At 57.2% G+C, this 22,524-nt stretch carries 15 protein-coding genes and 4 pseudogenes; 14 read left to right on the top strand and 5 right to left on the bottom strand.

Translation table 11 applies throughout. The features are described 5' to 3' along the window. The first annotated feature begins 249 nt into the window (after window positions 1-249). From VSR68_RS39495 to VSR68_RS39480, 4 genes are all read left to right on the top strand, one after another. The gene (locus tag VSR68_RS39495) at window positions 250-450 is read left to right on the top strand and encodes a hypothetical protein (protein ID WP_342937461.1); all 201 of its coding nucleotides are present in this window, start codon (window positions 250-252) and stop codon (window positions 448-450) included. A gap of 949 nt (window positions 451-1,399) precedes the next feature. Beyond that, window positions 1,400-3,823, top strand: coding sequence for an ABC-three component system protein (locus VSR68_RS39490; RefSeq protein ID WP_342944923.1), 2,424 nt, complete (start codon window positions 1,400-1,402; stop codon window positions 3,821-3,823). Beyond that, a complete protein-coding gene (locus VSR68_RS39485) occupies window positions 3,810-4,457 on the top strand; it encodes an ABC-three component system middle component 1 (RefSeq protein WP_342944922.1) in 648 nt (215 codons plus the stop codon). Before VSR68_RS39490 ends, VSR68_RS39485 begins: the two co-directional genes overlap by 14 nt. Beyond that, on the top strand, window positions 4,454-7,615 hold the full coding sequence (locus tag VSR68_RS39480; protein WP_342944921.1) for an AAA family ATPase: 3,162 nt from the start codon (window positions 4,454-4,456) through the stop codon (window positions 7,613-7,615). The genes VSR68_RS39485 and VSR68_RS39480 overlap by 4 nt, the downstream gene beginning before the upstream one ends. Window positions 7,616-8,197: 582 nt before the next feature. Here VSR68_RS39480 and VSR68_RS39475 read toward each other — a convergent pair. After that, window positions 8,198-9,592 carry a hypothetical protein gene (locus tag VSR68_RS39475; RefSeq protein WP_342944920.1) on the bottom strand — a complete coding sequence of 465 codons (1,395 nt, stop codon included), beginning with the start codon at window positions 9,590-9,592 and terminating at the stop codon, window positions 8,198-8,200. 205 nt (window positions 9,593-9,797) lie between these two features. On the opposite strand from VSR68_RS39475, the pseudogene VSR68_RS39470 reads away from it, so the two are divergent. Further along, a pseudogene (locus VSR68_RS39470) lies at window positions 9,798-10,018 on the top strand (hypothetical protein). 36 nt (window positions 10,019-10,054) lie between these two features. On the opposite strand, the gene VSR68_RS39465 reads toward VSR68_RS39470, so the two are convergent. After that, window positions 10,055-10,729 (bottom strand): sel1 repeat family protein, encoded by a 675-nt coding sequence (locus tag VSR68_RS39465; protein WP_342937468.1) that lies wholly within the window; start codon window positions 10,727-10,729, stop codon window positions 10,055-10,057. Window positions 10,730-11,434: 705 nt separating this feature from the next. Here VSR68_RS39465 and VSR68_RS39460 point away from each other — a divergent pair. From VSR68_RS39460 to VSR68_RS39425, 9 genes and pseudogenes are all read left to right on the top strand, one after another. Continuing rightward, window positions 11,435-12,937, top strand: a complete 1,503-nt coding sequence (locus VSR68_RS39460) for a toluene monooxygenase (protein WP_342944919.1) — start codon at window positions 11,435-11,437, stop codon at window positions 12,935-12,937. A gap of 24 nt (window positions 12,938-12,961) precedes the next feature. Then, entirely contained in the window at window positions 12,962-13,222 is a 261-nt protein-coding gene (locus VSR68_RS39455; RefSeq protein WP_015004451.1) for a toluene-4-monooxygenase system B family protein, read from the top strand. A 7-nt stretch (window positions 13,223-13,229) separates the two neighbouring features. After that, on the top strand, window positions 13,230-13,565 hold the full coding sequence (locus VSR68_RS39450; protein WP_028371286.1) for a Rieske 2Fe-2S domain-containing protein: 336 nt from the start codon (window positions 13,230-13,232) through the stop codon (window positions 13,563-13,565). Between the two features lie 19 nt (window positions 13,566-13,584). Further along, complete coding sequence (locus VSR68_RS39445) at window positions 13,585-13,899, top strand: MmoB/DmpM family protein (protein WP_090872397.1); 315 nt, start codon at window positions 13,585-13,587, stop codon at window positions 13,897-13,899. Between the two features lie 12 nt (window positions 13,900-13,911). Beyond that, on the top strand, window positions 13,912-14,898 hold the full coding sequence (locus tag VSR68_RS39440) for an aromatic/alkene monooxygenase hydroxylase subunit beta (RefSeq protein WP_090872363.1): 987 nt from the start codon (window positions 13,912-13,914) through the stop codon (window positions 14,896-14,898). Window positions 14,899-15,105: 207 nt separating this feature from the next. Next, window positions 15,106-15,496, top strand: a pseudogene (locus VSR68_RS42975) (transposase); the annotation flags it as partial. A 192-nt stretch (window positions 15,497-15,688) separates the two neighbouring features. Then, window positions 15,689-15,901 (top strand): annotated as a pseudogene (locus VSR68_RS39435) (IS6 family transposase); the annotation flags it as partial. A gap of 1,010 nt (window positions 15,902-16,911) precedes the next feature. Next, on the top strand, window positions 16,912-17,946 hold the full coding sequence (locus tag VSR68_RS39430; protein WP_342944918.1) for an IS630 family transposase: 1,035 nt from the start codon (window positions 16,912-16,914) through the stop codon (window positions 17,944-17,946). Window positions 17,947-18,080: 134 nt separating this feature from the next. Beyond that, a complete protein-coding gene (locus tag VSR68_RS39425; protein ID WP_342944917.1) occupies window positions 18,081-18,461 on the top strand; it encodes a hypothetical protein in 381 nt (126 codons plus the stop codon). A 304-nt stretch (window positions 18,462-18,765) separates the two neighbouring features. On the opposite strand, the gene VSR68_RS39420 is transcribed toward VSR68_RS39425, so the two are convergent. From VSR68_RS39420 to VSR68_RS39410, 3 genes and pseudogenes are all read right to left on the bottom strand, one after another. Further along, window positions 18,766-20,454, bottom strand: a complete 1,689-nt coding sequence (locus tag VSR68_RS39420; protein ID WP_342937690.1) for an NAD(P)/FAD-dependent oxidoreductase — start codon at window positions 20,452-20,454, stop codon at window positions 18,766-18,768. A gap of 1,484 nt (window positions 20,455-21,938) precedes the next feature. Continuing rightward, a pseudogene (locus tag VSR68_RS39415) lies at window positions 21,939-22,139 on the bottom strand (transposase); the annotation flags it as partial. A 3-nt stretch (window positions 22,140-22,142) separates the two neighbouring features. Then, complete coding sequence (locus tag VSR68_RS39410; protein WP_342937689.1) at window positions 22,143-22,352, bottom strand: hypothetical protein; 210 nt, start codon at window positions 22,350-22,352, stop codon at window positions 22,143-22,145. Window positions 22,353-22,524 lie beyond the last annotated feature (172 nt).

The following is a 22,524-nucleotide window of genomic DNA, read 5'->3' as shown; positions in this document are numbered from 1 at the left end:
CGCCACTTCCCATGGTGGAACCCGCGTTGAAGTACAGCACCGATGAGCATGACGATCCGCGGCCATGATCGCCGCTGGCGTGGTCGTATCGGCGGTCGGTCAGAGGCAAGGAGATTCAATGACGTCGAAGGTGCAGTGGTGTCGGAACAAGCTCACAAAACCTCTTACCTGACGTCAACGAAACCAATCCCCACGCGTTATGGCAGTGGACGACGCAATGAATCGTCGCCTTACCACTGGAGACTTCAAATGAAGAAGCTTGCTGCCGCCTTGATTACATCCCTGTTTGCTACTGTCGCGTTCGCCCAGGCATCCGCACCCGCGGCGACCGCACCAGCAGCCACGGCTACGGCTCCGGCCACGACCGCCACGACGCCGGCGCCCGCACACAAGTCGACGAAGCACATTCATAAAGTGAGTCACCATGTGACGCACAAGAAGGCCGCATAATAATCCACGGCCTCGGCGTGAAGTATCAGAACCCTGCTTCGGCAGGGTTTTACGCATTGAGCGATCGGTCCTGAATTCGATAATTGTTCGCAGACTTACCTCGTCAAGGTGTTCGCGGTAGTCGGTGGGCGTGGCTGCGTTGGGTCTCACTCAAACAACGCTGCCTGATGCAAACGCGAGCACCTTGTCGCCAAGGCATTCGCGGCCGGCCCGTGGGCGGGGCCGTGAGAGTGGGCAAGCTGGCGCTTGTCCACTCAGAATCCCGCAAAAACGCTGCTTTATGCGAGCGCGAGTGCCTTGGCTCTTCACGGCTTGCGTCGCGCGTCAAACGCGCACACTGTTCAGATCACGATAGGAAATTTCCGCGACCAAAAGCGGCGGGACGACGGGCAGGTCGTCGACCTAAAGCCGACGTTGGCTGATCGGGAGCGTGTGGCCGTTCTAGGACTGCTTCGCCGACATTCGCGACCCGGTGTCGGCGAGCGTCGGATTTCCTTATTGGTGAACGAGTCCTCCCGACCTGACCCACTGCCGCCGTTCGAGCCAATGCAAGGGCTATGGTCGGTTGCAAGCTTGAACGGCCATTCGCGCGGTCTCCTCGCTGGCAAGTTGTCGGCCAAAGCTAACGGGGGGCCGATCAACGCGGGATAGCCTAATCCATAGGTCGGTCGGTTTCGGATAAATGAGATGACCATCTGTGTTCACCCGGCTAGCGATGGGATATGCGTAGCGAGTAATTCAGTTGTCCGCTCGCCGCGAGTTGAACGAGGAGCAAAGACGGGCATCGTCACGAACGATAGGCGCGACACCCGCGCGATAAAGTCTCTGTGGGACCACCAAGAAAAGTGCGTAACGTAAGGTCATTATCTGCGATAATTGTGCACCACTGTTTTCCTTAAGAAATCGGGCACGTAGTTGCCACAACTCAGCCGTACAGTGCAGTTCGGGGATGGCGGCGAAAAGTTTGGCAGCCCAGTTAATAGCTGAATTCATGTCAATTTCGCCAGCCGATTACAACAAGTGGCTGACCTTGAGCGAATCGCCGAGCGCACGTGATTTGTTCTTTCTGGGTCCATTAGACCGCCGGATCACCTTTTTCTCCCAGCAAGTGCGTGCACTTAGACTTGTGCACGCATTGTATAGCCAAGATCGCTTTAGCGATTCGCCGCGAGTCGCTGTTGTGGGCGGAGGTGCTGCTGGTATAACCGCCGCATTCGGATGTGGACTGCTCGGCTGTCGAGTCGACCTGATCGAAAGTACGACAGGTTTGTTTCATCTGCAGAGCAAATCGACGCGCTTCCTTCATCCTCACATATACGAGTGGCCATTGTGTGGGTCTTTGAATAGCCACGCAGTATTGCCTTTTCTCGCTTGGAAGGCTGACGAGGCGGGAAAAATTCGCGATCAGCTGGTGACAGAGTTCACGGCGCATCGACCAGAGAAGGTTAATGTCAAGGTCAGTCACGCCGTCACTAGGATTGGTAGCGAGGACGGCGAATGGAGACTTCATCTTAAATCTGACGCCGGCGAGATTTCCCAAAGCTATAACGTCGTGATAGTGGCAATGGGTTTTGGCGAAGAGAAGATCTGTGGCAGTGCTCGATCGATAGACTACTGGCGGGACCTTGGCCCGAGTGCTGTATCTGTTGAACTCACTAACAAGAGTTATTTCATCAGCGGAAGCGGTGACGGTGGCCTGACAGACATGATGGCTTGCCTCGTTGAAGATTTTGAACACTTCGCTTTTACTACCGATTTTCTGAAGAATTTTGGGAAGGACCGGCTTGCTAGGGCCGCCATTGAAGCCGATTCGCGAGTTAAACAACCGGGCGGCGATTTGGAACCAGAATTCAAGACAAGTCTGCTTCCGGTAATGCAGGATTGGGGCGTGATCGAATATTACGCGAAAAGATTGCGTACCGATCGTCAAGTGACTTTCAATGCTCAGACTGTCTTTGGGAAGGGCAAGGCCTCACGCCTTAATCAGGTAATGGCCTACGCAATTCTCGAGGCGGCGAAGACTTTGCCCGGAATTTTCACGCTCAGCGCCGGAAACGTCAGCGATGTCCAAAAGAGCGACGCTAAGTTCACCGTGAGCGGAGTTGTAGCCGACACCGCCGTGTTTTCGGCTACTGTTGACGACGTAGTGCTTCGCCATGGACCGAACACCGCGGTGCGCTACAGCCCGCTTGGAATTTTTTTCGATGACTACCGTAAGCACCATGCCGAACTGATCAGAGATGACGGAACGTTAGCCGAGCCGCCGCAGTTGGCCGTCGAGACGTTTGAATTCTTCGATAAGTTATACACGGACGCATGCACTGACATTCAAACCAAGACGGCCCGGCAGGTTCAAGCGAAGGCGTGGCAGAAAGAGCTATTAGTATCCTGGGACGCCGCTCTTCATAAGCCGATACAGCAGGGGCCGACCGATCTTCTCGACTTGGCGAGGAAGATCGATAAGTTGCCGACGCTTGTAACACTCGTCTTCGCTCTCCCGCCCAAGAGTCTCGAAAAATACCTTACTGTCTTGCGGAGACTTGTTCGCGCGAGCCAGGGCCAAATACAAGTTGCCGTTCTGGAGAGTTTCTTTGAAGGCTGGCAGGGTAGATTCGACGCAATTTCGAGAATTACGGAGACTTTGAATCCGCATCCGGCGCTCGATCTGCCAGAGGCCGGATCGCTGTCCGCTATGGTTGACGCTACGCTAATGAAGGCGTTGGATGCCGGCGTGCAGGGGGTGGTCAAAGATGGTGTATGTACTGGTCTCGGAGCCGTTCACCCATCAATTGCAGGCGCTATCGGCGTGACTTGGGGGAACTGGAAGGCCGCCCTGACGGCTGATAGGCAACTTCAGGCCAGCTTTCTGCGCTTGCTGTTCAAAGTAGAGCCAGCGGGACTGGATCCTTGGGACGGAGACAGAGCGTGTATTCCAGACCTCATTGCTGCGTTGGTACTGATGCTAGCGACACATTCAGGCGAAAGTCTCGCGCCTGCCGAATGTGCTCCTGGGAATTTGAGTTTCGGTGTGGATAACGAAGCTGTGTGTCTTGGCTCTGGATGCACACTCATCAATGGAATTCCCGTTAGCGACGTCGAGGACGCAGAAAAGTGGAATGTTGATGCGTTGATCCTTGCCGGAGCTAGAGAGGACATGTTCCTGAATAAAGGGTCGGTGAAAGACGGCGGCGATCGCCCGAATACATTGGATCGGCCCACGCGCGAGCTGCCAGTTGTAATCACGGCGGCAAGGCGATGGCGTGAACTGATGCATACAGGCGTTGGGGCGTGGCAGGAGGCAGTCAAGCGTGAGTTTGACAACTGGCGAGAGCGCCAAGACATCAACTTGAGGGAACAAGATGCATCTCGATGAAATGCGCAAACGCCTCACCAACGTTGCTGCTGAGATTGACTGGAAAGCGAGGGTTGCCACGAAGCTGACGTCGCGACATTTTCGCGGACGTGACGGAGATGTCGATGTTCGACTTCCAGATCACATTTTCGGTCTAACTCTTGGACGGTTTCCGGTGCTCGTGACGGAGATACATCTGTGGCCCAATGAGACTATGCTTTCCGAACTACGTGCGGTTCATAACCAGATGATCATTGCTCGCTCATATTTGAGCAGCGAAGAGGTTATCGATGCGCACATACTGTTCGTCGCAGTTCAGCCTCCATCCGGAGTGGACTGGCGCAAGCAGATAGATCGCATAGAGCGGGACGAAGCTGTCTGCCGCAAACTCGTCTGGCTACCGAATGTCGACGATCTTGACAAGTCGTTCGAAGATTTTCGAGGTCGGACGTTTCTGTCAGAGCCTTGGGCCCTGGCCAGCGCACGCCGGGACGCAGCGCTTGACGACAACGCGGAACTCGTTGAACGTGTTCTCCAAGAAAAGGGCCTGAGTGCCGCGGCGGCGCGGGCGTGGGTTGACATTGCAGACAATTACAGCGACGACCCGGACGCGATGGTCGAACGTCTGATCGGAGTTATGGAGACGGGGGGATGATGCCACTCTATTTGAGCCGCATTGAGCTCTCAGAATTTCGTGGGTTCAAGAAACTGGCTGTGGATCTGCACACAGGACCAGGTGTGCTGCTCGTACATGGTGCCAACGGGCTAGGTAAATCGTCGTTGTTCGATGCGATTGAATGGGCCTTGACGAATCGGATCAACCAGTTCCCCGAGTCAAAGGGAGCCATCGAGCAGGGCTATCTGCGGCGCTGGAATGCACCTGAAGATCGGCCGACCGAGATTGCCCTACGGTTCAATGATGAGCATCTAATCCGCCGGAGACTAGTCGGGCTTGACACAACTGGCGTCACGGACGTGACGAGCTTCCTTCAGTCTCCAGCATGGAGGAAGGAGATAAAGCATCTCGAGCGTTACCTTTCGCTGACGCATTTTCTCGGCCAATCAACACTGACCCGTCTGACGCATCGAGATGCCAAGGAACGTTGGGACTACCTTGCAGAACCCGCGCAGAGTCAGCGCGCGACCGACATTGCAAAAGCTTTGCATGGGCACGGTGCGAGCTTGCCGGCCCGAGCATTTGAACGTCAAATGGCGGAGCTAAAGCGAAACGTTGATGAACTCGAGCGCATGCTCAGTCTTGAGGACGAACAGTGGGAAGCTGCGCGACTTGATGGGGCCTTGAGCGAAGAAATGGCTATGGTGGAAGCGCTGGTCTTACGTGACGCGCTGACCGCCATTGGCGTTCAACTGAACCTCAGTTTAAGACCTGAGGGTTCGCTCACTCATGACACACTCTCGGACGATTTGAGCGCGCTAGGAACGCTTGTCGAAGAAGGTATTCGGCTACGTGCGGTCGCAATCGAACGCGGACGCGTTCTTGACGGTGAACGCCAACGTATCAATGTGGGTATTGCCGCTGTCGATGGTGCCATCGATGCGGCCGGCCAAGTGTCGGACGCGATTCGCCAAGCTCGCATAGCGACTGCGGAGCGGCTCGAACAGGCCCGCGGAAAACTGGACGAGCAAACTCGGCACCATGTCAAAGCGCAGGAAGCGATTGCTGCTCTTTTGCGCTTTGAGGAAGCGTGTGAGAAGGCCGCAGGATTGCGCGAAACACGTCCAACGTTGGAATCGAATCTTGGGCTGGCCACGGAGACGCTGAGAAAGGCCGAAGACGAGCGTAAGAGATCGGAGCGTCGCAAAGCGCTTGCCGATCGTCTGAATGCCCGGGGTTTACAGTGCAGAAACGAAGTTGGAACGCTTTCACAGAGACTAAAGCTCATTGGCGACGCTGAAGATGCTTCGCGAGTGAGACAAACGGTCCTGTCGAAGGCGGAAGTATTCGATCGTGAAAATCTAGGTCTACAGGAGCAGATAGAAAAGGCACGTTCCAAGCAAAAAAGGGAGTCGGCTGAGTTAGCGCAACTAACCGAGAATTTGAATCGGGCTCGGTCGTCATACGACGAACTTGCAGGTGCCGTCGCAACAATAGCGGCGAACCTTGCGGAAGACGCGTGTAAGTGTCCTGTTTGCGCCACCAAGTTCGACTCGGCATCGGTCCTGCGTGAACGTGTGTCCAATGCGATAGAAGGCCTCGCGCCGTCAGTTGCTTCGATTGAAATACGACGCAACGATGCCTCAATGAGAGTTGGAGCTGCAGACCAACTGCTAGCAGAACTCATTTCGAAGGAAAGTGAAAGGAAGGCGTTGCGTGAAGACTGCGAGCGGGCAGATGAGTCATTCCGGCTGGCCTTGGCGCGCGTAGGTCTGGCCTCATCTGATGAGCCGTTAAGTCTGGCAGGACTCCGTGAGCAATGTGAAGTGCGTCGTGAAGTATTGACACGTGCTCAGAGCTTGACGGAGCGCAGACTACATTTGCCGGTCATAGGGGGAGTCGACGGCGCTTCGCGTGCTTGGTCAGAAGCGGATCGTACTTGGAGATCGGCGCGTCAGCTAGTTGACGATCGACAGTCAGCTGTCTCCGAGAATGGCCGCAAGCTGGAGATACTTGAGCATAGTCTGGGGGGACTTGCTGAGGCAGCTGGAGTTTTCCGCAATATTGACGCTGATGCTCTGCGTGCGTTGCGAAGCGAACGCTCGGATGCCGAACGTGCGCGTGCGGAGGATGTCGTCTCCGCACGCGCAACCGTCGGAACTGCTCAAGACGAGGTTGTTGCACTCGACCTCAGAACTGCGCAACACGCTGCGAAGGTGAAGTCACTGGGTGAGCAGCGGGAGGATTTTGTTCGTCAGCTGCGACACTTTCAAAGCGAGTGGCAGACGTTGGCATTGCCTAGCAGGGAGATCGATGGCGAGGTCGTGCAAGCATGCGGCTTGGAGTTGCCAAAAATGAGGTCGGACTTTGAGGGAGTCGTTAAGCGTGTGGAGACGTTGAGGAGTGGCATGTCCGCCTGGAAACGGCAAACGCTACACAGAGCTACGCTGGAAGCGTTGCGTGGGTCTCTGGGTAAGGCGGATGCTGCAATGGATCGCGAAGGAATTCGCAGTGCTGTGGTTCAAAAGCAAGCAGAGCTTCAGCGCAGGTCAGAAGCTATCGCAGTGGCGAAACGCATTGCAGCTGATACCAATACAGAGGTGACGCGTCGGGTTGAGGCGTTCAACAGGCAATTCCTCGCGCCTATGAGCGACTTGATGAACAAGTTGAACCGCTCGATTCTCAGCGATCCTGGGGTTGGACTGGGCTTTAAGATTGGAAAGGGAAAAGTCGAGCAGTTGACCGTAGCAGGACCCGGCGGCGACCCAAAGGCGAACAATCTTAACCCCCAATTCGTTCATAGTGAAGGGCAGATGGCCGCGCTCGCAGTCAGCATGCTTTGCGCCGCGAACTTGACGTTTCCGTGGTCTCGATGGTCTGCGCTCATCATGGACGATCCTCTGCAACACAATGATGTTGTCCATGCGGCAGCGTTTTCAGACATGATTGCGAATCTGGTTTTGGCGAGGAAATATCAGATATTCCTCACGACACACGATCGCGCTCAGGCCGATTTTCTGCGCAGAAAATTTTCAGCTGCAAAGATACCGTGCACGACGCTGCATTTGCTTGGGCGAGGAACCGACGGTGTAGATAGTGAAGTGGTCGTGGATCGTCCTGTGGAAGAGCACGAGCGTCACGACGATGTGATCCGAACTCTGCCGGATTCCGACGCGCAAATACGCAGGAAGGATTGAGACGCGATGTGCCCCTCCCTCCCATCGGTCTGACCGGAGGGGGCTTGGTGGCAGATAGGGTACCTGCCCTCTAAACTGCGATGTTTCGACTGGCACCAACGGGTCGGAGCGACTCATTCATTGACGTGAGCAGTACAGTTGTCCAACGTCCGTTAGCGAATTGCGGTAAACCGATTTTCAGCTGACGCACCGTTCCTTGCCGCCGAACGTTCGCGAAGGCCGACAAGTGTTTGTTGATCGGCTGCTTCGCGGGGCAGAACGACATAATGGAGGGGGACAAACGCCCGGGCTTGACATAAAACCCGCTGGCGGGCTTGACAACATGACATGGCAGACAGACAACAACAGACACATAACCGGCAAACGTCGAGCCGCTTGCGCCCGATGAACGCGGACGGCTCGAGAGTCCTGCCAGCAAATGGCGTCGTTCCGGGCGTCCGCGGCTGCATCATCTGATGGTCGTGCAAATTCTTGCGTCACGGTGACCACCGTTTCCCGTCTCACTGGGGCATCATGCAATTCGGCGCAAATCCAGACGGCCTGGCGCTCACGACGGATCGGCCGATCGACGCCGCCAACGACCTACAACAGGACCGCCTGCTGTAAAAGCTCCAGGGCTTTCAATTCGTCCAGCCGACCCGTGCGTGCCTTACCCGCCAGCGTCTTGATCAATGCTTCTGCTATCGGTGCAATACCGTGGAGATTGTCCAGGCTGGTCACGGTGGCGAAGGGGAGTGGAGCCGGACTTTGCTGCGGGTGCGCGGAGACGGGCAACGATTCGGGCATCGACCCGGAGGGTGCAGATGTGGCTGCCGGCACCGCTTCATCCTTTTCATCGAATGAACGGCTGGCAAGGTCCTCGGAGGAATCATTGACATCAGCTCGCGGGCTGACGACGATCGTCTCCGTGTCTTCCGCGACGTCCGCCGAAACAGGTGCGGGGCTTTCCGATGCATCCAGGGCGGTCGCACGCACGCGCCTCGTGCGCACTTTCCCGTCGACGAGATTCCCCCGTACACCATCGTTCGTTGCTGGCGCAGGCGACTCATGTTGTTGAACGGATGCGCGACCGCGTGGAGCAGGCGTAAGCAGACGCGACACTGACTCTGGAATGTCGGCTTCCGTGCGCGGACTGTCTAACCAGCCAACTGGCAATCCGAGTCGCTCCGTGAACCGGTTTGTTTCCAAACTGTCCATGCGCTTCTTGCCATGTAGACGATCGGCGATGTTGAATCCACTCATCTCCATGACCACGCCGAGTCTGACTTTCGATCCGTTGCGACTGGTGAGAAGGTGGAGGTTGGCGCGTCGCATATTTTCCACCTCGGCGCTGTCGCTCAATGCTAGCGGCTGCTGTTGCGGCGTTTTAGGCGGCTTGTTTGTCGGACGCGAAGCTTTAACCGGCACTCCTGGTTTGGGCTGTTCGGGCTTTCCGCTTCGACTATTCTTGACGGTTCTCGGCGAACCGCCAGCTACTTTCTTTGGCATTTGCGCTTCCTCGGACAAACTATCCTCAGGAACTGGTTGCTGGTCGGCGGTCCGGGCAGGAGCCGGCTCAAGTGCTTCGGCCTCTGCGTCGAATCCTTCATCGATCTGGACGAAGTCGAGCGGTGACTTCAGACGGGCGATGGTCTCGGCCGCGAGCGCAGGATTGGGCTGGTCAAAAAAGCCGTGCGGTAACCCGAGCGTGGTTTCCATGTGAAAGGCGGTCTCGGGCGTGAACCGCTCGCCTTTCATCAGTTCGGCCACGCGCGTCATGCTCGATTCGAGTGCAATGGCGATATTCTCTGCGCCTACCGCATCGACCAGAAACTGAAACGATCGTGTTTTGAAGATGGAGGCAGTCTGGGCGGGGTCTCGGGGCGGCGCCTTCACATACGGAGGTCCCGGCCGTTGGGGTGGAGGCTTTTTCTCGTGGTAAGGTTGGCGTTGGCCGTTGCGCCGGGATCCCGCATATCGCCCGCGGGCTTGACTCATAAAATACGGCTCCATGCGACGTTGATTCTGGACATGCTGATTATAGACGAGGCGATGTCGGGATTCGACGCCGTCCTCATGCTGTCACATTTTGGGATTAAGCTCCTCGCCCTCGGTAGTCAGCCAACGGTCGTGGGCGTCATGCAGCGCCCGTCGCCGTAAAACCTGGCGACCGGCGTTTCTCTCTTTGCGTCAGGAGCATCCCGTGTTGAGCGCCCACGAATTCGCAACATTGATGCTGGTCAAGGACTCCGCCGATCACATTGCTGATCGGGAAGAGCTTGGTGCGTTGCTTGAAGCCAGCTTGTTGCACTGGAGCGACGTGCGGGCGGAGCAGTGCGCCCTCGCATCACGGAGGACGGAGAGTCGCTTCTCCGCAACCTTGCCTTTATTAATAATGCGAAATATCCGTCGGGCGCCGCCTGAAATCTGCCAGCCGCACGACTGGCGGGCGGCAGGAACTCAACGCAGCGCTTCCAGGCGGCGTTGGCAACATTTGTCGTCGCCACCGCGTCGATAGCTCTGCATGGCCTTTGTGCGATCCGGAATGAATCCGTTGTCGTCCGCGCCCCACAGGCCTTCCCAGAAAAGCCCGAGATTATGTGCCGCGGCCTTGTGGCCCAGTTCAATGGCCTGCTCGTAGAGCGATCGCGCACGGCTCACATCAACATGCATACCCCGCCCGAGCCGTGCACTATCGGCCAGCGCGGCAGCGGACATGCCGCGCAGACGACTGTCCGCGGTTTCATCTTTCATCACATCGTCGAGAATCGCGTTCCCGGTCTCGAAGTCCGCCTCACCTCCTGTGGCCGTAACCAAGGAAATGGCCATCGCTACCCGCCAGGCCGGATGACGGTTCACCCCGATGCGCTCGAGTAACCAGCGGCCCAGACAAGCCGCGCCATCCAGTGTGCTGGTCAGGAGCGCGTTCGCGATCGCGGCGAGCGACTCGGGTGACAGGAATCCCGTCTTGTTAGCAGCGAGGACATGACGGGAGAATTTCTCAACATCAAGAGAGGGGTCAGCGCGACGCAACTGATGCCATTCACGCTCGATTGTGCCAACCCAGCTTTCCATCTGCATGGTGAGCGACCCTTTGGTGAAGAACGCACCCCATTGTAGCTCACCATTTTCCATTCGCAATGCACATTCGCGCGTCTAGCTAAGCCTGATGACGACGCGGCCGTAAACAGCTCACAAGGGATTTTTTTGAACTGGCCTCTTCTAAGTATCACGTTCGTGCGCTGGGGAAGTGTTGCATATCCGACAATGTCGGATATGCAACACTGCAGTTGCCGTGACAAGGCGAATTAAGGAGGCGGATTTAGCTTATGCGGCAAGCCGCCTAACTCCGCCCAACGCATATCAACTCGATGCTCATTGAGCACTTGGCGGGCAGCGTGGGGCCGCGCTTGGCGAAACGGCGATTAACGGCCTTTACGGCCGAAGTCACTCATTTCGTGAAACCGCGAAACTGTCAAGCTTACCATCTCGAAGCTCGTGTCGCAGTAAGGCGCTGGGGTAAGATTCACAGCCGCATTTGACGATTAAACAACGGCGAAACCGAAGAAGATACTGCCTCCGAGCGTCGCTACGGTGCTCAAACGCTGTCATCACCCAGCGGATGCGGCCCTGCTGTGCGTGGGGCGCTGCGCGTCCTACTCGCCAAGCGTGCGCAATCTCGTGTTCCACGTTCGCTTCGCCGCGATTCATAGATTTTTCGCCGCAGCCGCCAAGAAAGAAACACCGCGCATTGGCATTGACCTTGCGTTCAAGGGTCGCCCGGCGCAGTGCATATCGTGCCGGGCGACACATTGTCCATTCCAGCAGGGGGACATCACGATGGCGTTACTGGAACGAGCGGCATGGTATGACATTGCACGTGCCACCAACTGGACTTCAAGCTATGTGGCGGAGTCGGAGCTCTTTCCCGATCTCATGTCTGGGGCACAAGGCATTCCCATGGCGAGCTGGGAAACCTACGACGAGCCATACAAGACGTCATATCCCGAGTATGTGCGCGTGCAGCGCGAGAAAGACGCCGGCGCCTACTCGGTGAAGGGCGCGCTTGAGCGCAGCCGCATGTTCGAGGACGCCGATCCGGGCTGGCTGTCCATTCTGAAGGCGCACTACGGTGCAATTGCGCTCGGCGAATATGCGGCGATGAGCGCGGAGGCCCGAATGGCACGTTTCGGCCGTGCGCCCGGCATGCGCAACATGGCCACCTTCGGCATGCTCGACGAGAACCGTCATGGCCAGTTGCAGCTCTACTTTCCTCACGACTACTGCCCCAAGGATCGCCAGTTCGATTGGGCCCACAAGGCGTACCACACTAACGAGTGGGGTGCGATTGCCGCGCGCAGCGCGTTCGATGATCTGTTCATGTCGCGCAGTGCAATCGAAATCGCGGTCATGCTCACCTTCGCGTTCGAAACGGGTTTTACCAACATGCAGTTTCTCGGCCTCGCGGCCGATGCTGCCGAAGCGGGCGACTTCACCTTTGCAAGCCTGATCTCCAGCATTCAGACTGACGAGTCGCGCCATGCGCAAATCGGCGGCCCCGCATTGCAGATCCTGATCGCCAACGGCCGCAAAGAGCAGGCCCAAAAGCTCGTTGACATCGCCATCGCGCGCGCTTGGCGTCTGTTCTGCCTGCTCACGGGCTCGTCGATGGATTACGCCACGCCGCCCGTGCACCGCAAACAGTCGTTCAAGGAATTCATGCGGGAGTGGATCGTAGGCCAGTTCGAACGCACGCTGATCGACCTCGGACTCGACCTGCCGTGGTACTGGGCGCAGATGATCAACGAGGTCGACTACCAGCACCACGCCTATCAATTGAGTATCTGGTTCTGGCGGCCTACTGTCTGGTGGAATCCTGCTGCCGGCATGACGCCTGAGTGCCGCGACTGGCTCGAAGAAAAATATCCCGGCTGGAACGACACGTTCGGCAAGGCGTGGGACGTCATCATCGATAACCTGCTCGCCGGCAAGCCCGAACTCACTGTTCCGGAGACGCTGCCGATCATCTGCAACATGAGCCAGCTGCCCATTTGCGCGATCCCTGGCAATGGCTGGAATGTGAAGGACTATCCACTCGACTACAACGGCCGCACATATCACTTCAACTCGAAAATCGATCGCTGGGTGTTCCAGCAGGACCCCGTTCGCTACCGCGATCACCTCACGCTCGTCGATCGCTTCTTGGCCGGGCAGATCCAGCCGCCTGACCTGACGGGCGCGTTGAAGTACATGGGGCTCGCACCGGGCGAAATCGGCGACGACGCGCACCACTACGCGTGGGTCGAAACGTACCGCGACAAGCGTTACGAAAAAAAGCCGTGAAGCGGCGATTCAATGGAGGACGACATGGCTCTTTTCCCTGTGATTTCCAATTTTCAGTATGACTTCGTATTGCAGCTCGTGGCCGTGGATACGGACAACTCGATGGACGAGGTCGCCGCCGCAGCGGCTCACCATTCGGTGGGCCGGCGAGTAGCGCCTCGACCGGACAAGGTGATCCGCGTGCGCCGCCAAGACGGCGAGCAGTTCTATCCGCGCGACGCGAAACTCGCCGAGACAGACATCAAGCCGATGGAAACGCTCGAATTCATCTTTTGCGACGACTGAGGCCAGCATGTTGTTCCAGAAAGTTTGCACCCTCGACGACCTGTGGGAAGGCGAGATGACCGAAGTGGAAGTGGATGGCCACGTGATCGTGCTGGTACGCCCCGAAGGCGGCGAGCCGCGCGCCTTTCAGGGCATTTGCCCGCACCAGGACATTCCACTCGTCGAAGGAAAATTCGACGGCCGCGTGCTGATGTGCCGCGCGCATCAGTGGACCTTTGACGCAAGCACCGGCAAAGGCATCAATCCGGGTGACTGCCGTCTCGCCGAATACGCCGTGAGACTCGAAGGCGACGATGTTCTGATTGCGGTCGAAGGCGTCGAACCATTCTTTGCCCATTCCTGAGTCCGCAGGGGAACACAACGTGACCATCGACAACACCGCCGAAGCGTACCGCAACAACCGCGTGGGTCCCGTGCTTCGCGCGAGCAGCATTACAGCCGGCGTCATCGAAGCCGCGCATGTGGACAACCCCGGCAAGGCAATTCGCGTGGACGACAAGCTCGCCTATGTGCGCATCGACGCGGACGGCGAACTGATCCTCCGCCGCGCGACGCTCGAGGAAACACTGGGCCGGCCGTTCAGGATGTCCGAGCTCGAAGTCAATCTCAGCGCGTTTGCGGGCCGCATCGAGACGACCGACGACTATGTGCGCTTTTACTACGAAAAGACGCTTTAGCTGGAGACGAGCATGACGCAACCCGTAGTCCTCAAGCCACTGAAAACCTGGAGCCATCTGGCGGCCCGGCGGCGTAAGCCAAGCGAGTACGAGATCGTCTCGACCAATCTGCACTACACGACCGACAATCCCGATGCGCCGTTCGAGCTGGACCCGAACTTCGAAATGGCGCAATGGTTCAAGCGAAACCGAAATGCATCGCCGCTGACTCATCCCGACTGGAATGCGTTCCGCGATCCGGACGAACTCGTCTACCGCACCTACAACCTGCTCCAGGACGGGCAGGAAACGTATGTCTTCGGGCTGCTGGACCAGTTCTCCGCACGCGGGCACGACACCATGCTCGCACGGACCTGGGCGGGTACGCTCGCGCGCCACTACACGCCCGCGCGCTTCCTGTTCCATGCGCTGCAAATGAGCTCGGCTTATCTGACCCAGATGGCGCCCGCCTCCACGATCTCGAACTGCGCCGCTTACCAGACAGCGGACTCGCTGCGCTGGCTCACGCACACGGCGTATCGCACCAGGGAGCTGTCGCAGACGTTCGGCGACCTCGGCTTCGGCACCGACGAGCGGCACTACTGGGAAAACGATCCGGCATGGCAGGGCTGGCGCAAACTAGTCGAGCACGCACTCACCGCATGGGACTGGGCGGAGAGCTTCGTAGCGCTGAACCTCGTCGCGCGTCCGGCCGTGGAAGAGACGGTCTTGCGAAGCCTCGGCGTGGCGGCGCGGCGCAACGGCGATACGCTGCTCGGCCTCATCACCGATGCGCAGCTGATCGACGCCCAGCGGCATCGGCATTGGGCCGCCGAGCTCGTTCGCATGGCGCTCGAGCAGGAAAGCAACCGCACCGTGCTGACGGCCTGGGTGAGCAAGTGGGAACCGCTCGCCGACGAAGCTATCGCGGCCTGGTGTGCCGCCCTCCCCGACGCACCGGATGCCAGCGCGCGCGCGAAAGCGGCCGCGCGTGAGTTCAGGCGCGCCATCGGTATATGAGTGTTGGCACAAGCCGGCCCATGAAACATCGGAAGCACATAGTGAAACAGCAAATAACGATCGGGGGCGGTGGTGGTTTTTGTCGCAGTAAGGCGGTCTGTTATGCTCAAACATTGAAGAAGAAGGGTGTGCTCGATAGGGTCTTTCACCGACCGGCGTATTCAGGCCGTTTCGGGATCGCCATAATCGAACCAGTGCATTTCGTCGATCGGTCCCAACGGCGCTTGGGTGCTGTTCAAGGAAGGGTTTGGCTGGCGACGTTTCGCCAACCGACGCGAGGTCGCCGGGGGGCTCTGACTCACACCCACGCCGTACCACAGCGGGGACAGGGATATCGAACAGGGCATCAGCGAGGCCGGCAACCCCGCGAGCGCGTACGATGCTCATCGAACTGGCGTGGCCCTGGCTGCGCCTGCAGCCCGACAGCCTTATGACCCAGTGGTACAGCCGTATAACCGGCGCTTTGCCGGCAACGGCAAACGCATGCGACGGGTGGGCATCGTCGCGTTGGCGCGGCGTCTCGCCATCGCGCTACGGGCTCTACCTGGAGCACGGCTGGATTCCAGCTCGGGCCTCGCTCAGGCCTGCGGCTCGGTGAAGTTCCGGGGCAGTACCGTTCGCCCGGCCCGCAAGGAACACGTGATGATCAAAGGTCGACGCGCCCGCAATGTCCGCAGGTCAGCATACCATGGTGAGCGCCGCAAAAAGATGGGGCGCCGGTAACGTTTAGGTAGACACGATACTCCCAAGTGCTTTACCGGACTTCAAGATGAGTTGCCCGGCCGCTTACCATCAGCCCACGCGCAGGCGCGAACGCCAGATGCAGGGCTTTCGCGAGCGCGACGCACACAGCAGTTTTCTCGACCTTCGCTCCTATCCGACAGCACTTTGCTTTGCCGCGACACTCGGCGGGAATGCCGGACGCCATCGCACCGAACTGAAGGTGCGTCTGCTCGCACGACAGGACTGGACGGACGTGAAAAACGGCTCACAGGCACATTAATAGCGAATCCGTACCTTCTCTACATAGATCGAATTGTCTGTTTCAAGTTGACAAAGCCTTCTTTTGCGGCTGCGGCGAGAAATCTTGAGATTGCGGCGGAGCGCACGGGCACATCCACCGGGTAGTGCAAGCGTTCGAGCACCGTAGCGACGCCCTGCAGTGCCTTCTTAGCTTTCGGCATTGTGTGACTTCACAAATGCAGGGGTGAATCACCGCAGCCGCATTACTGCGGCACACCGAGTTGCCGTCTGAACTCGGTCGGAAAGTTCCTGCTCAACTCCTTCAGGAGTGGAAAGTTCGGCAGTTTGCAGATCTAACGGCGACGAATGACTTCGTCCTTAAAGATCATTAATCGTTTCGTCCAGCGCGTTATTGTGGAATCGCCGCACTGTGCTCACCGAGCGCTTTAGTGCCTGCTTCGGCCAAACGGCTCGCGTATCGAATTGATACGAATTGGGCGGATCTAACCGGTCGTTGCAACACCAGTCAAATTCGCCGCCTTAATCCGCCATCGCGTCGCGGCAATCCGAGGTGTTGCACATCCAACATTGTCGGATATGCAACATCAGCAATCCCACAAAAGATACTTGGCAGAAGATCCCACAAGCGCGTTTTGGAGGGTGGACGGCCATCAACCAGCCCGATCAACAATGTGTCGGAAGATACGTATCCTGTGTCTCGTGGCGTTGGCGCAACTATTGCATTTGCTGTCGCGGGGCAATCGAAGCGGAAGGTAATGAAGCGTGAACACGAAATCAAACCCTCACGAACCACAGGCAAGACCCGCAAGAAATGACAGTCGACATGTTATCGCGGCGTCTACTAAAGGTGTCGCGCTACGCGTTATTACCGAACCGGCGCTCTGGATCAGCAGTTCCATTCCGTTCCCTGAGCAGGAAGTTGTTTCTTGCGTTGCTGTGCAGCCCGACGAAAGAGTACTTTACTCATAAGTCAGGAATTTTGCGGACAGATGACCTATGCTTGAGCGATTGCTATTGAGAGCGTCGCCCATGAAACGAGATGGCCGGAGCCTGGCTCACAACACGCTCGAAGAGATGCGTACTCTTGCAGTTCAGCGTATGGTCGAAGGCGAGCATCCAAATGATGTTGCCGCGTCGTTTGGAATGCATCGCTCGTGGGCGTACAAGATCAGGGCGCAGGCGCGAGGCCGTGGTCGTGGTGTGCGAGCGCTGCGATCGACCAAGGGCACAGGTCGACCACGTACGCTCACTGCGACGCAGGAACAGCGGGTAATGCGCTGGGTTAATGGCAAGAATCCAATGCAATACGGGTTTGATTTTGGCTTGTGGACGCGCAACCTGGTTCGTGAACTGGTACGACAGAAATTCGACGTCACGCTGAGCCTGGCTTCGATCGGTGCGATGCTCGCGCGTCTGAACCTGACGCCGCAAAAGCCGTTGCAGCGTGCTTATCAGCGTGACCCGGAAGCGATCGAGCGTTGGCAGCGAGACACCTATCCGAGCATTGCCAGGCAGGCTCGTGAGCAGAAGGCGGATATCTTTTTCTGGGACGAATCGGGCTTCCGTGCCGACTCGGTACATGGCAGGACGTGGGCGCCGCGCGGTGAGACGCCGGTGGTCGAGCGGCCCGGCGAACGGCAAAGTATGAGCGCCGCGTCCGCTGTCAATTCGAAGGGGGCTTTCTGGTTTGCAACGTATGACGGGGCGCTTAGCGGCGAGTTGTTCGTGGAACTGCTCAAGAAGTTGATGTTCAATCGGAAAAAACCGGTTCATTTGATCGTCGACGGATTGCCAGCGCATAAGAAAGCCGTCGTTAAGGACTATGTCGCTAGTACGCAGGGCAAGTTGACTTTGCATTTCCTGCCCGGTTATGCACCGGACCTAAATCCAGATGAACTGGTGTGGAGTCACGTCAAGCGGACCGGCGTCGCGCGACGCCCGCTTCAAAAAGGTGAAAAGTTGGGCTCAAAAATTCACGAGCAGCTTTCACAAATCAGGCGCGATCCGAGCCTTGTTCGATCCTTTTTTAGGCATCAATCTGTCCGCTATATTTCTGACGTGTGAGTAAAAAGAAAGTTTATCGAAGGCTCTGTCAGAATGAAGCAGTGCCGCGGCGAGGTCAGTAGCATGGAACACCGACATTAAAGTGACGGTCAGGACGACCTAGCGTTGAACAGTCGTTCGAACCGGGCGCGTCGGTGGCGTTGATCGCGCGCTGCAACGACGTCAATGCGAACCTGTTGTTCAAATGGAGACGGCTTTATCTGGCAGGAGAGTACGGTTTGCCACGCTTCCTGAGGGCGCAACGCCGAAGCGAGCACCGGAGGTGCCGTCGCTGTTGCCTGTGGATGTTGTTGTCGCTAAGGCGGCAGATCATACGCCGTCGGCCCTGCTTAAGGTGCGCGCGGCAAGCGCCGCAAGACGTTGGAGGGAGATCGATACTTAAGTCAGTGTGGCGTACATGCTCACGGAAGACGCGTTTAAGAATATCCGTTATGCTTATTCATGTAGTTGATCCCCGTTTATGTCGGTGCCATTTAGGGAGTATGAGTTTGTCGCAATTGGAAAATGTCCAGTAAGATAGGCAGTGATTGCGAGAACTGAGAGAGCGATAAATAAAAGTTTCATAAAACTTCCACGCGCAGAAGAGAGCTTTATTCCATAAAACGAAATGCGGGCAATACCTTTACTAGTACTGCATGGCGATTCCTCTTTATTCATAGGGCAAGTTAGGCTGTGAGTTGCGGTCTTGGGCCTTGCACGCCGGTGGAGGACCGGGTTACGGTTCTATCGACTGCAGAACGGCGTAGGGTTGTGATCGCGTCATCTAGCGGTTGACGCTTCGTGCACGTGATTCTCCTAAGAGAGTCATCAGGCGCGAGATCAATAGCTATACGCGCTGCAGACTTCATCAAGAGGATTGCCCGACACAAGCCTTCCTCCCGTGCTGCGTATTACGGCACAGGCGCTGTTCACGGCTGTCTGCACGGCTCCCTCAATCCACCCACCAGTGAAAGAACAGCCACATCCGGCTAGATAGAGGCCGCTATCAGTTGCCGGATCATTCGCGGTCCTGAACTGGAAGAAGAGGCGCTGCGAATAAACATCCTCGCCTGGATAGTTGAGCTTAAAGGCACCCGACGAGTGCGGGTCAGTCAGCCAGTCATGATGCAGGACATTACGCTCATAGTCACCATCGGCAGGAACTAGATGGCGCGCAAGTTCTGGATGAAATGTGGCAAGGTCGTCGATAAAATACTCGCACCGCTGCCTTTTGTCAGGGACGGTCAGTAGCTTGTGGGCGTCATCTTCCCACGTGTAGCTGAGCAGAACCACCCCTTGACCGTCCGGCTTGTTGGGTTCGTAATCAAGACAATACACCCCTCGAGCAAAACCGTCGGACTGAATGGTGACCGGCAGATCATTTTTGATCCAGAACTTGTCGCGCGTGAGCATGAACAACTTCGATGATCCGGTAAGATGTGATTCCCTGACGGCGCGTGACACGTCGCGATTTAGAAAAGTTTCGTCGTCGGTCAGGCAGTGGACCATTTGCATTGCCCTCGTGTTGCTCGTGACGATCACGCGGTCAAAAGCCAACGACTCGTCTTGATCGGTTATCAGCTTTATCTTTCCATCTTCTTTGTGAATGCGGCCGACGCTACTGAAGCGAACCCGTTCACCGACGGTGCTTTCACCGATCTTTTGTGCGGCAAGTCGCTCGGCTAACGTCGAGATTCCGCAGGAAATGAGGCGCTGATCGTCCAGGTAGCCGTTGATGACCAAGCGCAGTATTTCAGTGAATCCCGCTTGATAAACAGGCAGGAACCCCCCGGATCCGATGCCCAAAGAACCAAACAGTTCAAAGTCATAGGGCCTCTCCCAACGGACACCTCCTGGAGGGTGAGAACCGGTGAAGATCGCAACAATGGCGGCGTAGAAAGAACTGTCACGAAACACGTCTAGCCACGCCTGCCATGCTGCACGCGCCTCCTGGAGCCGATGTGACTTCAACATGCTCGTGATTGCTAGCGGCGCAACAAGAGATCTGTCGTTGAGCACGCATCCTTCATGCAAAAATGCTCTCCAGCCTTCGTAAACGACTGCAAATAATGGCGGCGGGGGCTCGCCTGCGAGCCACGTATGGCGAGTACCGCGATAATGTAAATCGGTATCGACTATTCCTGGATCCGGGAAAGTCTCTGCCGTGGAAATGCGATGTTTGTTCAGGTAATGGAATAGGCCGGTCGCACTCGGAGGAAAACGCATTGCGCCCATTTCAGCAATAAGATGCGGATACCGCGGATCGAATGACTGCGACCATATTCTTCCTCCAATCCGATCACGGGCTTCAAATAGCGTAACATCGTCCACACCTGCCCGCATCAGTTCCGTGGCAGCCACTAGACCGCTGATCCCTGCGCCAACGATGGCAACGCGCGGGGAGGAGGTGCGTGGCGACAACGAGCCGATGCTCCCTTCAGACTCGCAACGATCGAGGAAGGGGGCGTAGTCATACAACAGGTCAATAGTTGGTGATGAGATTTGTGAAGATGCGATGCAGTCCTGCATGGGTTAACTCCTGTTGCATTGAGTATGCTTTGGAACGGAAGATCGTCGTAAATAGGTGTTGATCGTTGACAGAAGAGATGGATGATCCTTGTTCCGTTTGTAGATGGCTGTATTACTCGTCGGCAACACTAATGCTCATCTTGAATAGCCCGAATACGTACCATATCAAACCGGGCGCGGCCATATCAAACAAATAAAATTGATATTCGTAGCAAGTCAATGCGAGGTATAGCGTGATTAGAAGCACCGGGAATCTCTGCAAAAGTCCCAGCGTTAAGTTAAGTGTGGACTATCCTGAGGCATGCAAGCCGGAGGCGCTGAATGATGAAGATCAAAATGACTTCCTTGCGCTCGGTGCTCGGCTACCGGAAATCGGGCAGCGAACGGAAGTCAATCGCGACGCGAGAAGGCTTTGCTGCGTTCCCTTATTGACAAAGTGATCCTGCATCGCGTCACGCGTGACCGGATCACAATCCGTGTTGTATGGCGAGGTGGCGAAATCACCCAACTGGAAGTTGAACCCCGGGGTGCAAGCCATATCGACGCTCTCCCGGGCGCCGAAACTCAGACCCGTCTGCTTGAACTCGCGCAGCAAGGCCTCGACGATGCGACGATCGCCGCGATACGGACACAGGAGGGACACAGATTGGCACAATGCAGCCATGTGTCAGCAAGTAAGGTACGGGTTATCCGGCAGCGGCTTCGTCTACTGCACGATGCCAGATCAATGCGTGCGCGCCACATCTTTGGATGGGTTGACCATTTGCCGATGTCGCGCAATGCTTCCACAGCGGCGTCATCAAGGTAGAGCGCGACCCCGCATGACACGCGGTTCCTGTTTCCGGACACCGCAGAGAGCATCGCTGCGCTGCAGGAACTCAAATCAGGCGTGCGGGACCATCTCGCTATCGCCCCGCAAGAAATAGATGAGGGCATCAACATGACTGATCGAAGATGCCATGAGCGCTGGCGATCGTGCGCCGCCGCAGGCAGCGCGGTCGGCGCCGGCTGCAGCTTCACCGTTGGCGCGGTGCGTGTCGTCGCCAACACAACAAGCCCTCGCCACATGCCATGGAAGATGATCGCGCCCATACCATCCGTGATCCGTCGCTCACAAGGCGCTACGGCACGCAAGCCTTCGCAGAGCTCAAGCGCATCGCAAGGCAACATTGCCTCACCAGCATGGACGCGACCGCATGACTCATCGTTCTTTTTAAGCGCCATCGCGCGTTCGATACTGCGTGGGTGGACGCTGACACCGAGACTGGTCTGCACTAGCGCAGCCAGAACATGCGCTTGCAGTGGGCTGCCAGCGTGCCGGTGTTGCTCCATGAATCGCATAACTTCGTCTGTGACCTTGTGTGCTGACGTCGGACCACGTGGGCGGGGTAACAGGCCGGCGAGGCCTTCACGCTCGAAGGCCGCTTAGGGCCCTGGTAGTACGTCGGCCGCCACAGGCCAAACAAGGCCGCTGGCTCGGCCTTGACCGGGGCGAGGCCGGCGTAGGGAGCCAGATGTGCGGCTGAGGCTAACGGTTTGTGAGCGACTTGAGTGAGGAGTCTGGCGGCGGTCCTGACGCCGACTCCCGGCTCGCTGGTCAGGACAGGCCAAAGAGGGTGTGCGTGCACTAAGCGTTCAACTTCGCTGACAACTTCCTCGCGTTGCTTGCGCAAGGACGCGACCCGCGGCTAAAGGTCGAGTCTGGTTATGTCGGGGCCAGCTTGCGCCTCCTCGCGGTGTATGCTGCGATAGGCGTCGAATAACTCCAAACAAAGTTGTGATAATGCCGCGAGGTTCAGAGCTTGGTCCGCGTGCTCGACCTCTCCTGCGTTCAGTACGTCGTCGATGACCGGAGCAAGATGGCGCAATTGCCGGAACGTCTCGATGTCGAGTTTCATTTCACCTCCTATTGTCTAGCGCTAGAGCGCTCTTGTCCGAGGGACTTCACGACTCGGCTTCTGCTCGATACGCCGTCTACGGCGATCTGGCGGTTTGGCAGCAACAATTTTCGATGTGCGTCGTCAGCAGCGAGCGTTAAGGAAGGTCTTATATGGACGCCTCCCGGATTGC

The sequence above is a fragment of the Paraburkholderia phymatum genome (genome assembly GCF_038900715.1).
In the GTDB taxonomy this organism is placed as follows: domain Bacteria; phylum Pseudomonadota; class Gammaproteobacteria; order Burkholderiales; family Burkholderiaceae; genus Paraburkholderia; species Paraburkholderia phymatum_A.
The sequence above is the reverse complement of the archived record's forward strand: the minus strand, read 5'-3'. Positions and strand labels throughout refer to the sequence as shown.